This window comes from Chelatococcus sp. GCM10030263 (genome assembly GCF_042666455.1).
Taxonomy (GTDB): Bacteria; Pseudomonadota; Alphaproteobacteria; order Rhizobiales; family Beijerinckiaceae; genus Chelatococcus.
In genome coordinates this window covers 261,145-274,675 of the sequence record NZ_JBHTDB010000005.1, presented here as the reverse complement: position 1 = coordinate 274,675, position 13,531 = coordinate 261,145, and the positions used below count along the sequence as shown (strand labels likewise).

Annotated in this window: 12 protein-coding genes and 1 pseudogene; 8 read left to right on the top strand and 5 right to left on the bottom strand. The window is 66.6% G+C overall.

The window, feature by feature from the left end; genetic code table 11:
- The first annotated feature begins 4 nt into the window (after window positions 1-4).
- Window positions 5-751 (top strand): CoA transferase subunit A, encoded by a 747-nt coding sequence (locus tag ACFQU1_RS11640; RefSeq protein ID WP_378132593.1) that lies wholly within the window; start codon window positions 5-7, stop codon window positions 749-751.
- Between the two features lie 161 nt (window positions 752-912).
- On the opposite strand, the gene ACFQU1_RS11635 is transcribed toward ACFQU1_RS11640, so the two are convergent.
- From ACFQU1_RS11635 to ACFQU1_RS11620, 4 genes are read right to left on the bottom strand one after another with little or no spacing between them, the layout of a single operon-like run.
- Complete coding sequence (locus tag ACFQU1_RS11635) at window positions 913-1,662, bottom strand: ATP-binding cassette domain-containing protein (protein ID WP_378132590.1); 750 nt, start codon at window positions 1,660-1,662, stop codon at window positions 913-915.
- 55 nt (window positions 1,663-1,717) lie between these two features.
- Window positions 1,718-2,638, bottom strand: coding sequence for a substrate-binding domain-containing protein (locus ACFQU1_RS11630; RefSeq protein ID WP_378132588.1), 921 nt, complete (start codon window positions 2,636-2,638; stop codon window positions 1,718-1,720).
- Between the two features lie 45 nt (window positions 2,639-2,683).
- A complete protein-coding gene (locus ACFQU1_RS11625) occupies window positions 2,684-3,706 on the bottom strand; it encodes an ABC transporter permease (protein WP_378132586.1) in 1,023 nt (340 codons plus the stop codon).
- Entirely contained in the window at window positions 3,706-5,388 is a 1,683-nt protein-coding gene (locus ACFQU1_RS11620) for a thiamine pyrophosphate-binding protein (protein ID WP_378132584.1), read from the bottom strand. Before ACFQU1_RS11620 ends, ACFQU1_RS11625 begins: the two co-directional genes overlap by 1 nt.
- A 193-nt stretch (window positions 5,389-5,581) precedes the next feature.
- On the opposite strand from ACFQU1_RS11620, the gene ACFQU1_RS11615 reads away from it, so the two are divergent.
- The 7 genes from ACFQU1_RS11615 (at window position 5,582) to ACFQU1_RS11585 (ending at window position 12,849) form a co-directional block, all read left to right on the top strand.
- Window positions 5,582-7,060 carry an FGGY-family carbohydrate kinase gene (locus ACFQU1_RS11615; RefSeq protein WP_378132582.1) on the top strand — a complete coding sequence of 493 codons (1,479 nt, stop codon included), beginning with the start codon at window positions 5,582-5,584 and terminating at the stop codon, window positions 7,058-7,060.
- 2 nt (window positions 7,061-7,062) lie between these two features.
- Window positions 7,063-8,256, top strand: a complete 1,194-nt coding sequence (locus ACFQU1_RS11610; protein ID WP_378132580.1) for a CaiB/BaiF CoA transferase family protein — start codon at window positions 7,063-7,065, stop codon at window positions 8,254-8,256.
- Window positions 8,253-8,927 (top strand): HAD hydrolase-like protein, encoded by a 675-nt coding sequence (locus tag ACFQU1_RS11605; RefSeq protein WP_378132578.1) that lies wholly within the window; start codon window positions 8,253-8,255, stop codon window positions 8,925-8,927. Before ACFQU1_RS11610 ends, ACFQU1_RS11605 begins: the two co-directional genes overlap by 4 nt.
- A 136-nt stretch (window positions 8,928-9,063) precedes the next feature.
- Entirely contained in the window at window positions 9,064-10,050 is a 987-nt protein-coding gene (locus ACFQU1_RS11600) for a sugar ABC transporter substrate-binding protein (protein ID WP_378132576.1), read from the top strand.
- 56 nt (window positions 10,051-10,106) lie between these two features.
- Complete coding sequence (locus ACFQU1_RS11595; protein WP_378132574.1) at window positions 10,107-11,114, top strand: ABC transporter permease; 1,008 nt, start codon at window positions 10,107-10,109, stop codon at window positions 11,112-11,114.
- Entirely contained in the window at window positions 11,111-12,019 is a 909-nt protein-coding gene (locus tag ACFQU1_RS11590; protein ID WP_378132572.1) for a CoA transferase subunit A, read from the top strand. The genes ACFQU1_RS11595 and ACFQU1_RS11590 overlap by 4 nt, the downstream gene beginning before the upstream one ends.
- Complete coding sequence (locus tag ACFQU1_RS11585) at window positions 12,016-12,849, top strand: CoA-transferase (protein ID WP_378134088.1); 834 nt, start codon at window positions 12,016-12,018, stop codon at window positions 12,847-12,849. Before ACFQU1_RS11590 ends, ACFQU1_RS11585 begins: the two co-directional genes overlap by 4 nt.
- 63 nt (window positions 12,850-12,912) lie before the next feature.
- On the opposite strand, the pseudogene ACFQU1_RS11580 reads toward ACFQU1_RS11585, so the two are convergent.
- Window positions 12,913-13,359: pseudogene (locus ACFQU1_RS11580) on the bottom strand (type IV secretory system conjugative DNA transfer family protein); the annotation flags it as partial.
- Window positions 13,360-13,531: the final 172 nt, after the last annotated feature.

Below are 13,531 nucleotides of genomic sequence, written 5' to 3'. Positions count from 1 at the left end.
GCCTATGCCTGCGTCATCCAGCAAGGTCGCATCGCTCGCCACCGCGGTGCAACTGATCAAGGACGGCGATCTCGTCGCTCTCGGCGGTCACGCCGGTCGCCGGCCGCCAATGGCGCTCGTCTGTGAAATCCTGCGCCAGGGCCGCAAGGGCCTACACCTCACGGGCTGGGACGGCGGCGTCGCTTTCGACCTTCTCGCTGCGGCGGGCTGCGCGGAGCGCATCGATGTCGGCGAGAAGGTCCGCGATGGCATCCGCGCCGCAGCGCTCGGATGGCCGTTCGTGCCGTTGGTCGGCAATGGGGCAGCCCCGGCGCTTCGGCCGGACGTCGTGCTGCTGCATGCCCATTTTGCCGACGATGCCGGCAATCTGCGCTTTGCCGCCGAAGAATGGGAGCCGGAATTGCCGGACCTGCTGCTCGCCCGTTCTGCAAGAACGGTGATCGTCTCTGTCGAGCAGCTGGTGAGCCGCGAGGCGATCGCTGCGCGACCGACCAAGCCGTTCCTGGCCGGCTCCGTTATCGCCTGTGTTGTGGAGGCACCATTCGGCGCCTATCCCGGCGCCTGCGAAACACGCTATGCCGCTGACGGCCAGGCGCTGGCCGAGGCTGTCGAGGCCGCCCGCTCACCGGCGGCGCTAGGTGCTTGGCTCGACGCCCATGTCTTCAGCACGGCCGACCACGCAGCCCGTCTCGACCGCATCGGCGCCAGACGCCTGATGGCCGTCAGCACCAACCGCGCCCTGCGGGGATGATGTCGTCCAGCCACGGAAGGCGGGGCCGACGCGGGCTCACTGGGAGCCGCCGCCTATACGGAGATCTCCCCTGAAGGGGGAGGTCGTCGCGTAGCGGCGCCGGAGGGGGCTCGCGGTCGCGCGGGCTGATGTAAGAGCCTCTCAACGCCGGGCGAAATCCACTAATGCACCATGCGCTTTGCGCCGGTGATCAGCTGCACCACCTCCTCCGGCGTCGTGTCGGCGCGATGGAGCAAGCCCGCGGTCTCGCCCCGGCGCAGCACATGCATCCGGTCCGAGACGCGGAAGATATGGTCGAGATTGTGGCTGATGAGCACGACCGAATAGCCGTCCCCTCTGAGCTGCTGCACAAGCTCCAGCACCTTTTCCTGTTCGGGCACGCCGAGCGCGGCGGTCGGCTCGTCGAGAATGACGATCCGCTGCGAGAAGGCGACGGCGCGTCCGATCGCCACCGTCTGGCGCTGGCCGCCCGAGAGCTCCTTCACCAGCGCCTTGGTGGAATTGATGTGGATCTTCAACGTCTCGAGAATGCGCGCGCTCTCCGCATGCATCTCGGCCTTGCGCAGGAAGGGAATGCCCAAAATGCGTCGCACCGGCTCGCGCCCGGCGAAGAGGTTTTCGGCGATATTCGAATTATCGAATAGGGCGAGGTCCTGATAGACCGTCTCGATGCCCAGCGCACGGGCGTCTTCGGGACGCCGGATCTGCACCTCGCGCCCCTCGAACAGCATGCGCCCGCCATCCGGCACGATGGCGCCGGAGATCACCTTGATGAGCGTCGACTTGCCGGCGCCGTTGTCGCCGATGAGCGCCAGCACTTCGCCGGCGTTAAGCGTGAGGTCGATACCTTTCAGCGCTCGCACCGCGCCATAGCTCTTCGTCACGCCCTGAAGTTCGAGAAGCTTGCTCATGCGTCTTCGCCTCGGCGGTCGCCGGCGGGTGAGGCCGGCGACGCTATTCGGGGAGTTACTTGCAGTATTGGGTCTGGTTCTCGGCGGTCAGCATGGGCGTCTCGACGAGATTGACCTTCTGCACGGGCTTGTTGGCGAGCACGTTCATGGCGAGTTCGAGCGCTTCGGGGAACATGGTCGGATAGTGGACCGAGCCGGTGATCTTCCCCTCCTTCAGCCCCTGGCAGGCCTCCAGGCCGCCGTCCATGCCGACGATGACGAGCCCGTTCTTGCCGCGCTCGGCGAGCACTTTGCCGGCGCCTAACGCCATGGAGTCGTTGTGGGCGAAAACCGCCACGACGTCCGGATGGGCGATGGCCGCGTCCTCCATCGCCGCGGCCGCCTCATGCATCCGGTAATGGCCGACATAGCTGTAGACCTTGATGTCCGGATATTGCTTCATCACCTCCTCGAAGCCGGTTTTCCGGTCGGTGGTGGCGGACGCGCCAGGTGTGCCCTCGATCTGAATGACGACGCCCTTCTTGCCGATCTTGTCGGCGATGTGGCGCGCTGCGATCCTGCCCATCTCGACATTGTCGCCACCGATAAAGGCGGCGTAGTCGGTGTCCGGCACGTTGAGCTTGCGGTCGAAGATCACGAGCGGCACCTTGGCGCGCTTCGCTGTCGCGGCGATCGGCGCGAGCGCGTCGGAATCGTTGGGCGACATCACCACGATATCGGCGCCGCGCACGAGCGCGTCTTCGAGGCCGGCGAGCTGGATCGCGCTGTCGCGGCGCCCGTCGATAACCGTGAGCTTCACGTCCTTGCGCCCGGCCGCCCAGGCCTTGGTACGCTCGATGCCGCCGACGCGATAGGGATGCTCGACATTGGGCTGGGCGACGACGATATTCCAGACCTTGTCCTCGGCCTGTGCGCTATAGCCGCCGAGCAGGACGACACTGGCGGCAAGCCCGGCAATGAATGTCGATCGTTTCATGATTTCCTCCGCTTCCCTTGTTGCTTGTTTTGAGCCGCTGCGGGCCTATCGCTTGGCCCGGATGCTGCGCACGCTGAACATGACCGCAACCACTATGATTACGCCGCGGGCGATGTCCTGCGCGTAAGGTGAGACCGAGAGCAGATTCAAGATGTTGTAGGTGAGACCGATCACCATCAGGCCGATGAAGGTGAGGCCGACGCCGCCTGCGCCACCCGTAAAGGGCGTGCCGCCGATGACCACCGCCGCAATGCCGTTGAGCTCGAAGAGCGCGCCGGCGGACGGTTCACCGACGCCGAGCCGGCCGAGAAACAAGAGCCCAGCCAGGGCGGCGCCCACGCCGTGGATGACATAAACGCTACGTTTGACCCGCGGCACGTTCACGCCGCAGCGATAGGCGGCGACCTCATTGTCGCCGACCATGGCGACGAGCCGGCCGTAGCGCGTCATGCGCAGCATCACGCCGGCGACGATGAAGAAGGTGGCCGCGATGATCACCGGTGCCGGCACCGGCCCGATGAAGCCCCGCCCGAACCAGAACTGGAACCACTCCGGCGTCTCGGTGATGACCGTGCGTCCATCGCTGAGCATCAGGGCGATGCCGCGAGCGATCGTCATCGTGCCGAGGGTCGCCACGAAAGGCGTGACGCGCCCCCAAGTGATGACGGCGCCGTTCAGATAGCCGAAGGCCGCACCCACCAGGAGCACGGCGACGATCGCGCCGGCCGCCCCGAACATCGGCATGGTGAGCGCGCCGATCACGGTCGCGCAGGCGAGAATCGCGCCGCCCGAGAGATCGATTCCGCCCGACATGATCACGAAGGTGAGGCCGACCGCGATGAGCCCGACCATCGTCCACTGCCGCAGGACGTTGAAGAGGTTCTGCTCCGTGAGAAAATACGGCGACAGCAGCGTCGAGATGATGATCAGCAGGACCAGTCCGACAAAGGCCGCATTGGTCATCAGCCAGCGCAGGACGAGATCACGGCCGCGCTCGTCCCCGTGCCCGCCCAGGAGGCGTTGGATGAGCGATGGCGGCGTGGTGTTCGAACCGACCTCTGTCGTCATCACATGGGATCCTTCCAGACGTTCTCCGCCCCGTCGATGCGCACGTCGATGAGATAGAGGCGGTCGGACGCCTTGCCGCGAGCGATCGCCGCGGCGAGGTCACCCGGCCGCGTGACCTTCTCGCCGTCGCCGCCCATGCATCTGGCGACGCCGGCGTAATCCACATCGCCGAAATCGACGCCGATATAGCGCTGGCCGTGGAAATGCAGCTCTTCCTGCTTGATGTTGCCGTAGGCCATGTCGTTCATCACGACCAGGGTCAGCGGCGCCTTCTCGCGGATCGCCGTCTCGATATCGCCCATGCTCATGCCGAGCGAGCCGTCGCCGACGATGGCGATGACATCCTGCTCCGGCCGGGCGAGCTTTGCGGCGATGGCGGCAGGCAGGCCGAAGGCCATATTGCCGAAACCAACCGGCTTCATGTAGGCGCCTGGCGTCTTGATCGGCAGCATATGCGTCCAGACGCCGGGATTGCCCGCGTCGGCCACGACGATGGTATTTCCGTCGACCGCATCGCCCAGGGCCTTCATCACCCATTGCGGCTTAATGGGCGTCGACGTGGCATGCGATGGGGCGAAGACTTCCCGCCGCCACTCCTCGCGCAGGCGCCGGGCCGTGCCGAGCCAATCGGCGCGTGTCCCTGCGGTCGCGGTGGCCTTGCCTTGAAGCGCCAACGTAAGGCGCTGGAGAGCGTCTGCGGCGTCGCCGATGACGCCGACGGCCACGGGATAGTTGCGACCGATGATCGCCGGATCGAGGTCAACCTGGACGATGTTGCGGGTGATGGGCAGCGTCCAGCGCGAGGTGGAGGCTGCGTTCAGGCTGTTGCCGACGGCGAGGATGCAGTCGGCCTCTTGCAGCAGATGCTTCGAGACTTTCGTGCCGAAGCGGCTGCGCGGGCCGAAGCTCAAGTCGTGGTCGCCCGGCACCGCCGAGATGCCGTTGAAGGTCGTGACGATCGGCATGCCCATCGCTTCGGCGAGCCGCAAAGCCGCTTCGCTGGCCTGGGCGATGATCGCGCCGCGCCCGAGCCACAGCACCGGCTTCTCGGCCACGGCAACCACCTCGGCGGCGGCCGCAATGGAGGGCTCGGGCGCGACGGGGCGCGCGTTGAAGCGGTAGTTCTCCGGCTTGATCGGCTCGAAGGCGATCTCGCCGCCTTCGACCGCGTCGCGTGCGAAATCGAGGAGCACCGGCCCGGGATTGCCGGTCGTGGCGACGCGGAAGGCCTCACGCACGGCCTGCGGGATGCCTTCGCTATCGGGCACGAAGCGGGCAAGCTTCGTGAACTGGCGGAAGAGAGTGACGTGATCGGCGTCCTGGTTGTCGTCCTGGCCGATGTGACGGCGCCGGTTGTTGCAGGTGATCACGACGACCGGGCTCGAATCGCGATGGGCGCCGCCCACCGCCGTTATCAGATTGGTCGCGCCGGGCCCGGTGGTCGCAAGACAGACGCCGGGCTTGCCGGTGAGCCGACCGTAGCCGTCAGCCATATGCGCGGCGGCGCGCTCGTCGCGCGTGGTGATGAAGCGAATGCCCGGTTCGTCGAAGAGCGCATCCATAATCGAGAGCGTCTGCCCTCCGGGCACGCCGAATATGAACTCAACCCCTTCCAGCTTGAGACATTGGACGACGGCGCGGGCGGCGCTGATCTTCCCTGGCGCGGGTTGCGAAGTCGTCATCTGCGGCTCTCCTGCTTGACTGGATGGTCGGCGGCTCTCGCGCCTTTGCCGGCATCGCTACCAGAAAAAAACGTTTTCGGAAATCGTTTTTCGTGCATTTATGGCGACAGCATCACCCTACCTATGGATTCGATGACCTTCGTCAGCTGTTTTTCGACCGTTCCGACCGCGGACCGCACCCCAAAGGCGGGCTATGGGACGTGACCTGATCCTCGCGATCGACGCGGGAACGAGCAGCATCAGAGCCGCCCTTTTCGACGCGACCGGCCGGTGCGTCGCCCAGGCGAGCCGCCCATTCGCGGTCACCTATCAGCCGCCTCTGGCGGAAGCGGATCCGGTCTCCCTCTGGACCGCTGCGACGGAAGCCGCGCGCGCGCTGGGGGCTCGTCCGGAGGCCGTGGCCGCCGTCGCCGTCACGGCCGCGCTCGGCATGGTGCTGGCCGATGCCGACGGGGAGCCGCTCGCGCCCATCTGCACCTGGCAAGATCAGCGCGCTGCCAGGGAGGCCGCGCTCATCGAAGACCGGTTCGGCGCAGGCGCGATCTACGGGACAACCGGCCGTCGCCTCGACCCGGAACTGACGGCGCCGCGCCTCCTGTGGTTTCGCGAGCACCGTCCCGAGGTCTTCAAGCAGACGCGCAAGGTGCTCTCCGTCAAGGACTGGCTGCTCCTGCGACTTTGCGGAGACGTCCTGTGCGATCCGGGCGGGGCCTCCTATACGGCACTGTTCGATGTGACCCGGGGCGTCTGGAGCGAGGATCTCATTGCGGCGCTCGGACTTTCACGCGATCTGCTACCCGAGGTGCGCGATGCGACCGGCATCGCCGGACGCCTGACACAGCAAGGCGCCATGGCGCTGGGGCTGCTCGAAGGAACGCCGGCCGTCGTCGGCGGCCCGGATGGGACCGTCGGCGGCATCGGCGGTGGCATGGTCGAGCCCGGCATCGCGGTCAATGTCATGGGGACGACCGACGTCATCCTCGCCTGCGTGGACCGGCCGTGCTTCGACCCCGGCCGGCGCTTGGTGTTGAACCGCTTTCCGGTCGGCCGCGCCTGGAGCGTCGGCGGCCCCATGGCAGCGACGGGCGGGGTCGTCGCCTGGCTTGCCCGCGTGTTGAACGCCGACATCGAGACCCTGACGGCGGAAGCCGCCGCCGTGCGGGCGGGCAGCGAGGGGCTGATCTTCTCACCCGTTCTGGCGGGTTCGAGGACGCCGCGGTGGAACGCCACCGAACGGGGCGGAATGGCCCGGCTCGGCTTCGAGCACGGCCGCGGACATATCTTTCGCGCCGCGCTCGAAGGTGCGGCCGCCGAAGTCGCCGATGTCTTCGACGCTCTTGCGGCCGCTGGCACGCCTGTGCGGGACATTCGTGCGGTCGGCGGCGGCGCGGAATCGCGGCTCTGGCTCGAGATCCGCGCCGCGTTCCTCGGCCAGCGGCTGATCGTGCCGGAGGTTGTCGAGGCCTCGGCGCTCGGGGCGGCGATGCTGGCCGCCGTCGGGGTTGGTCTGCATGCCGACCTCAAGGAAGCCAGCGCCGCCATGGTCCGTATCCGCGAATGCATCGAGCCGGATCGAGAGGCGGTGGCGCTCTATGCGCGGCTCAGGCGACGCTATACCGCGTACCGCGACCAGCTCAGCCGGTTTCCCGTGCCGGAGGCAGGAGAATTGTGAAAATGTCCACCGCTTTGCAAGGATTGAAGGTGCTCGACGTGTCGCGTTTCATCGCCGGGCCGTTCTGCGCCATGCAGCTCGCCGACCACGGCGCCGACGTGGTCAAGGTGGAGCGTCTCGACAGCGGCGAGGACACGCGCGAGAACGAGCCGAAGCTCGGCGGCCAGAGCCTCTATTTCATGACCTACAACCGCAACAAACGCAGCTTCGCCCTCGACTTCCGCAATCCCGAGGCGCAGGCCGTGCTGCGCGAGCTCGCGAGCAAGGCGGATGTGCTGATCGAGAACTTCCGGCCCGGCACCATGGAGCAAATGGGCTGCGGCTGGGAGACGCTCTCGGCGCTCAACCCCCGCCTCATCATGGTGCGCATCTCCGGATTCGGGCAGACCGGGCCCCTCGCCCAGCGCCCTTGTTTCGACGTCATCGCCCAGGCGATGAGCGGCATGATGGATATCACGGGCGATCCGGACGGACCGCCGACCATGGCCGGGACTTTCGTGATCGACTACACCACGGCGCTCTACGGCACGATCGGGGCGCTCACGGCGCTTGCCGCGCGCCAGCAGACGGGCCGGGGTCAACTCGTCGAGGCGACCCTCCTCGAAAGTGCGGCGAGCCTCCTGATGACGGCCATTCCCGAACAAGCGGTACTCGGCAAAACGATGGGACGGCAGGGCAACCGCGATCGCTACACCGCGCCGGTGAACACCTTCCAGGCGTCGGACGGCGCCTGGGTCCATATCGCCTCGGGCACTGATCCGCTGTTCCGGCGACTGGTGAATGCCATCGGCCGGGAAGGCCTGCTGCAGGATCCGCGTTTTGCCACGGCCAAGTCCCGCGTCGAGAATGCCGATGCGATCGAGGCCGAAGTGGGGGCTTGGGTGTCGCAGCATACGGCCGATGCCGTCGTGGAGGCCATGGACCGCGCCGGCATCCCTTGCGCGAAGGTCGCCACCATGGCCGATGTGGTGGAGAACCCGCAGCTCAAGGCACGCGATCAAATTCTGACGGTGGAGCACCCCCGCGCCGGCGCCTATCAGACGCACGGCATCACCGTCACCCTCGGTGAAATGCCGGGTGCTGTGCGGCGCCCTGCCCCGCTCGTCGGCGAGCATACCTACGAGATTGCGGCCGAGTGGCTCGGCTGGTCGCGAGAGCAGTGCGAAGACCTCATGGCGCGCAAGGTGATCGGATGAGTTTCGAGCCATACGGCGGCGTCATCTTCGATTGCGATGGTGTTCTCCTGGATTCAAACCGGATCAAGGCCGAGGCCTTCCGGGCGGTCGTCGCCACGCATCCGGCCGAAGCCGTCGAGATGTTCTGCGCCTATCAGCAGGCCCATCCGGGCCTGCACCGCCGGCAGCTCTTCGCCCATTTCTTTCACGAGATCCTGCGCGATCCCCAGGCCGACGCACAAGCCGAGCGGGCCGTTTCCGCCTTTGCCGCGACGACCCTTGCGGCGCTGCAGAGCTGTCCGGCCATTCCAGGCGCGCTAGAACTCGTGCGACGGCTCGATGCAGCCGGGCTTGCCTGCGTCGTCGTTTCCGCCGCCGAGGCCGCCGACCTCGAGCTTCTGCTCCAGGGCCGGGGCATCGCCGGGCATTTGAAGGCCGTTCGCGGCGGCGACCGGTTCAAGGTCGAGCAGATCGCCGATCTCCTCGCATCGTGCGTCATCGCCCGGCCGCTGCTCTATTTCGGCGACAGCCGCGCCGACATGGAAGCGGCCGAAGCCTTCGCGGCCCGCTTCGTCATGGTGTCGGGCGCCAGCGACTGGCGGGACGGCCTGGACATCTGCCGCGCCCGCGGCCATGTCGTGGTTCCAGACCTGCTTCGACCGGACATGGCCCTCTTCACGGTTGACCTTTGAGCCCTGTCCTGCTCAATTGAGTTCACAGAAACGTTTTCGGAAATCGTTTCTTGAAGGGCGCATCGAGACGCCAAGGGAACGCCAAAACCGCCGACACCGCACAGGCCGGGGTCGGCCTCACCTGGAGGGACGAAGCATGTCTGCTGTTCACTGGCTTAAAGCGCCCATGCTGGCGCTCGCCGCCGCCGCGAGCCTCGCCGTCGGTCTTTCTGCGCCCCTGTCCGCCCCTGCGCGGGCCCAAGACAAGCTCACCATCGGCGCCATCATCTATGCCCGCGACTCGCAGTTCTGGCAGCAGATCGAACGGGGGATGCGCGATGCCGCCGAGAAATACGGCGCGACCATCCAATTCGGCCTCAACCAGCGCAAGCTGCCAACCGAGAGCCAGGTGGTCGAGGATTTCATCACGCGGGGCGTCGACGTGCTGATCATGCCCCCGCTCGACAAGCAGGGCTCGGTGGCCTCTGCGCGCCGGGCCCAGAGCCGCAATATCATGATCGTCGAGTATGACACCAAGCTCGAGGATACGTCCATCGCCAGTCACACCATCGGTGTCGACAGCCACGAGCTCGCCGCAGCGGTCGGCAAGGAGCTGCGACGCTATATCGAGAGCCAGCCCGGCGAACCCTCGATCGGCATGATCACGCTGCCGCCGATCAACGCTAACATGCAGCCCCGCCGTGCCGGCTTTCTCTCCGCACTCGAAGGTCTGAAATACGAGCTGGTGGCCGAGGTCACCGCGGCCACGCCGGAGGACGGCGCCGACGGCCTCGAAAACATTCTCCGCCGCAAGCCCGACACCACGGCGGTCTGGGCCTCGAATGCCGGCTCGCTCGCCGGTGCCGCGGCCGCCGCGCGGCGCGCCAATACGAAGACCAAGCTCTATGGCATCGACATGAGCCAGGATCTCGCGCAGATGCTGCTCGATCCCGCGAGCAATGTCGAAGCCGTGGCGGACCAGCAGCCCTACCGGGTCGGCTATCTCACCGTGGAAACCGCCGTTAAGGCCAAGCGGGGAGAGGCCCAGCCCCGCTATGTGAACGTGCCGGTGAAGCTCTACACCAAGAGCCAGCCGCAGGCGGTCAAGGATTATCTCGAACTCCTTCGGTCGCTCTCCAACTGAGCGTGGCCCGGGGGCATCACGGCCCACTCGCCCTTCATTTGCGAGGACCCATGTCCATGAACAGCACGCTCGCCCAGCCCCGCGAGGCCGCCGGCTCTGCGCGACTGAGAGCGATCCTTGCCTCCTGGCGCGCTGAGATCGGCGTCGGCCTCGCGCTGGTGGCCTTGATCATCTACTTCTCCGTGACGGCGGAAAACTTTCTCAGCGTCGCGAATTTCTCGACGCTGCTCACCCAGACCTCCGTGGTGGCGATGATCGCCGTCGGCATGACGATGGTGATCATTGCCGGCGAGATAGATCTGTCAGTGGGTGCGACGGTCGGCCTCGCCGGCACGGTCATGTCGCTGCTGGTGATCAATCTCGGCTGGTCGCTGGTCACGGCCAGCGCGCTGGCGGTCGGCATTGCCGTCCTGATCGGCGCCTTCATCGGCATGCTTCGGGTGGTCTGGGCCATTCCCTCTTTCATCACGACGCTTGGCCTGCTTTCAGCTGTGCGGGGCGTGGCCTTCTACATCAGCGATGGCCTCACCATCGGACCCATGCCGCAGGCCTTCGACAGCCTGTGGTATGGCACGATCCTCGGCGTACCCGCGCCCGTCGCGCTGATGGTTGTCACCATCGGCCTCGGGTGGCTCGTGCTCAGCCAGCTGCGCTTCGGGCGCCATCTCTATGCCGTGGGCGGCAATCCGGTCACCGCCTCGCGCTATGGCGTGCCGGTCGGTGCGATCCGCATCGCCGTCTTCGTCATCGTGCAGGTTCTCGCGGCGATCGGCGGCATCATGCTGGTGTCGCGGCTGAACTCCGGCAGCGCCACGGTGGGCGAGCATATCGAGCTCGATGTCATCGCGGCCGTCATCGTCGGCGGCACCAGCCTGAACGGCGGCCACGGGCGCCTCATCGGCACCGTGCTCGGCGTCATGTTCGTGGCCGTGCTGCGCAACGGCATGGTGCTGGCCGGCATCGATCCCATCGTCTTCCTGATCGCCCAAGGCCTCGTCATCATCCTCGCGGTGTGGTGGAGTATGCTCCGCCGCCCGCGTTTACGAGCGAGTGGATCGGCATGAGCAAAGCGCCCCTCATCTCCAAACTGATCAGCCTCGCCGAGGCCGCAGACCGCGTGCCGGACGGTTGCCGGCTCGCGCTCGGCGGCTTTGCCGTCTACCAGAAGCCGATGGCTTTCGTGCGTGCGCTCATTCGCCAGGGGCGACGCGATCTCACGATCGTCGGGTCGGCCCATTCCTACGATGTCGACATGCTCGCGGGTGCGGGATGCCTCGCCAAGGTCGAGACTTCCTATGTCGGCCTGGAGAAGCACGGCCTTGCGCGCAACTACCGGCGGGCCGTCGAGGCCGGGCGCCTCAAGGTTGTCGACTATCCGGAAATGGCGGCCTGGGATCGCTTCCGCGCCAACCAGGACGGCTTCGACTTCTGGCCCGCCAAATTCCTCGGCGGCAACGACGTCGTCACTTACAACGATGAGATCAAGGAATTCCCCTGCCCTATGACCGGCCGGCGCCTGCATGCGCTTCCCGCCGCCAATGCCGATGTGGTCGTCGTCCATGCCATCGCCGCCGACGAGCAGGGCAATGTGGTGATCCCGGCTCGCCGGCTGCTGCCGCAGAGCGAGGACGTGCTGATGGCTCGCTCCTGCGATCAGGTCATCGTCACGGCCGAGAAGATCGTACCGCGCTCCTTCATCAAGCGGCATGCGCGCTTCGTCGAGCTGCCGTCCTACCGCATCAATGCCGTCGTGGAAGTCCCGTGGGGCTCCCATCCGACACCGACGCTCGGACGCTACCTCGCCGACGATGCGCATCTCGACACCTATGTCGCCGCCTCGGCCACCGACAGCGACTTTGCCCGCTACCTCGACCGCTGGGTGCACGAGCCCGCCGACCATTTCGCCTATCTCGACCAGCTCGGCGCCGCACAGCTGTCGCGGCTCAACGATCTCGGGAGCCTCGCATGACCGCCTCTGCCAGCCTCAACGAGACCCTCGCCGTCGTGCTCGCCCGCAGCTTCGCGGACGGGGAAGTGGGCTTCACCGGCCTCCTCACCGGCGCGGCCGCGGCGCTCTTCGGCACGGGCATTCCGCTCGCCGGGATGGAGCTCGCCAAGCGCATGCAGGCGCCGAACCTGACGATCCTGCTCGCCGGCTGCTATCACAATCCGGATTTCAGCGAGCTCGACCGCCTGCCGGATTCCGAGCACAGCGCCATGCTGCGCGACCTGCCCTGCGAGGCGCAGATGGTCGACTATCCCGGCCAATTCGTGCTGAAGCGCGGCGACGTGAGCTTCGGCTTCTCGAGCGCCGTGCAGGTGGACCGCGTCGGCAATATCAACAGCGTCTGCATCGGGCCGCATGAGAAGCCGAAGGTGCGCCTCGTCGGCCCTATTCTGCAGCCCGAGCACATGACCCTGTTCCGGCGCGAATATGTGATGATGCCTCACCACGACCGGCGCAACTTCGTCGAGAAGGTCGATTACGTCTCCGGCGTCGGCTATCCCGGCGGTCTCGAAGGGCGGACGAAGCTCGGCCTCGACTGGGGCGGACCCTGCATGGTTCTCACGCCGAAATGCATCTTCGATTTCGACCGTGAGGCCGGCCGCATGAAGGTGCGCTCGATCCACCAGGGCGTGCCCCGGCAGGAACTGCAGGACGCCACCGGCTTCGATCTCGGGGATCTCTCCTCGGTTCCGGAGACGGAGACACCCACCGACGAGGAACTCTCGATCCTGCGGCGTGAGGTCGACCCGCGCGGTGTGCTCATGCCGGAGCTCGCAGGCGGCGCTCAGTAGGTGGTCGTGACGCGAGTGCGTTTGCGAGCACCAGAGCTCAGAGCTCGCGGTCCTCTGCTCGATGCGGAAGGCATCCGAGGGCGGCACGATGAGATAGAGGGTGGTCGGCCCCCTCCCCGCGACGGGATCGGCGATGCGCCAGTCGCAGCGGCTGGTCGCGGCCGCGCCGACGAGGAGCGAATGCCTCGTCTTCTCCCAGTGATTGCGGCGCTCCAGAGCCCCCTCGGGATCGACGAGGATGTCGGCGATGTTCTACATCGCGCACCTCGGCGTCGCCCCGGCGCACCTCGAGCAGCGGGTTGTAGGCCGATGACGCCGGGTTGGTCGGATCGAACAGGAGCACGCAGCCGAAGCGGCCGCGCCAACCGTGGTGCGTTGCCAATTCTCGCCCTTGATATCGTGGACGATGGCCGACCCGGGCCAGGTCAGGAGCGTCGCCACGACGAGGCCGACGCCCTTGCCGGAGCGTGTCAGCGCGAAGCACAGCACGTGCTCCGGGCCGGCGTGGCGGCAAAGGGTTAATTTCACAATCTAAAGGAGCCTATAACCGGCAGCGGCTGTTGCGATTACGCAACGCGCGGGGAGAAAGCGCCGCATCGCAGCACGACTCATGGGCTGGCGGTGATATGCATCAGCTCCCGGGCAACCCAATAGAATCAAGCACTAAAGCTGACAAGAACGC

Bases quoted from the DNA above. Each gene is read 5' to 3' on its own strand.
- ACFQU1_RS11640 (WP_378132593.1), top strand. From the start codon at position 5: ATGCCTGCGTCATCCAGCAAGGTCGCATCGCTCGCCACCGCGGTGCAA.
- ACFQU1_RS11635 (WP_378132590.1), bottom strand. From the start codon at position 1,662: ATGAGCAAGCTTCTCGAACTTCAGGGCGTGACGAAGAGCTATGGCGCG.
- ACFQU1_RS11630 (WP_378132588.1), bottom strand. From the start codon at position 2,638: ATGAAACGATCGACATTCATTGCCGGGCTTGCCGCCAGTGTCGTCCTG.
- ACFQU1_RS11625 (WP_378132586.1), bottom strand. From the start codon at position 3,706: ATGACGACAGAGGTCGGTTCGAACACCACGCCGCCATCGCTCATCCAA.
- ACFQU1_RS11620 (WP_378132584.1), bottom strand. From the start codon at position 5,388: ATGACGACTTCGCAACCCGCGCCAGGGAAGATCAGCGCCGCCCGCGCC.
- ACFQU1_RS11615 (WP_378132582.1), top strand. From the start codon at position 5,582: ATGGGACGTGACCTGATCCTCGCGATCGACGCGGGAACGAGCAGCATC.
- ACFQU1_RS11610 (WP_378132580.1), top strand. From the start codon at position 7,063: ATGTCCACCGCTTTGCAAGGATTGAAGGTGCTCGACGTGTCGCGTTTC.
- ACFQU1_RS11605 (WP_378132578.1), top strand. From the start codon at position 8,253: ATGAGTTTCGAGCCATACGGCGGCGTCATCTTCGATTGCGATGGTGTT.
- ACFQU1_RS11600 (WP_378132576.1), top strand. From the start codon at position 9,064: ATGTCTGCTGTTCACTGGCTTAAAGCGCCCATGCTGGCGCTCGCCGCC.
- ACFQU1_RS11595 (WP_378132574.1), top strand. From the start codon at position 10,107: ATGAACAGCACGCTCGCCCAGCCCCGCGAGGCCGCCGGCTCTGCGCGA.
- ACFQU1_RS11590 (WP_378132572.1), top strand. From the start codon at position 11,111: ATGAGCAAAGCGCCCCTCATCTCCAAACTGATCAGCCTCGCCGAGGCC.
- ACFQU1_RS11585 (WP_378134088.1), top strand. From the start codon at position 12,016: ATGACCGCCTCTGCCAGCCTCAACGAGACCCTCGCCGTCGTGCTCGCC.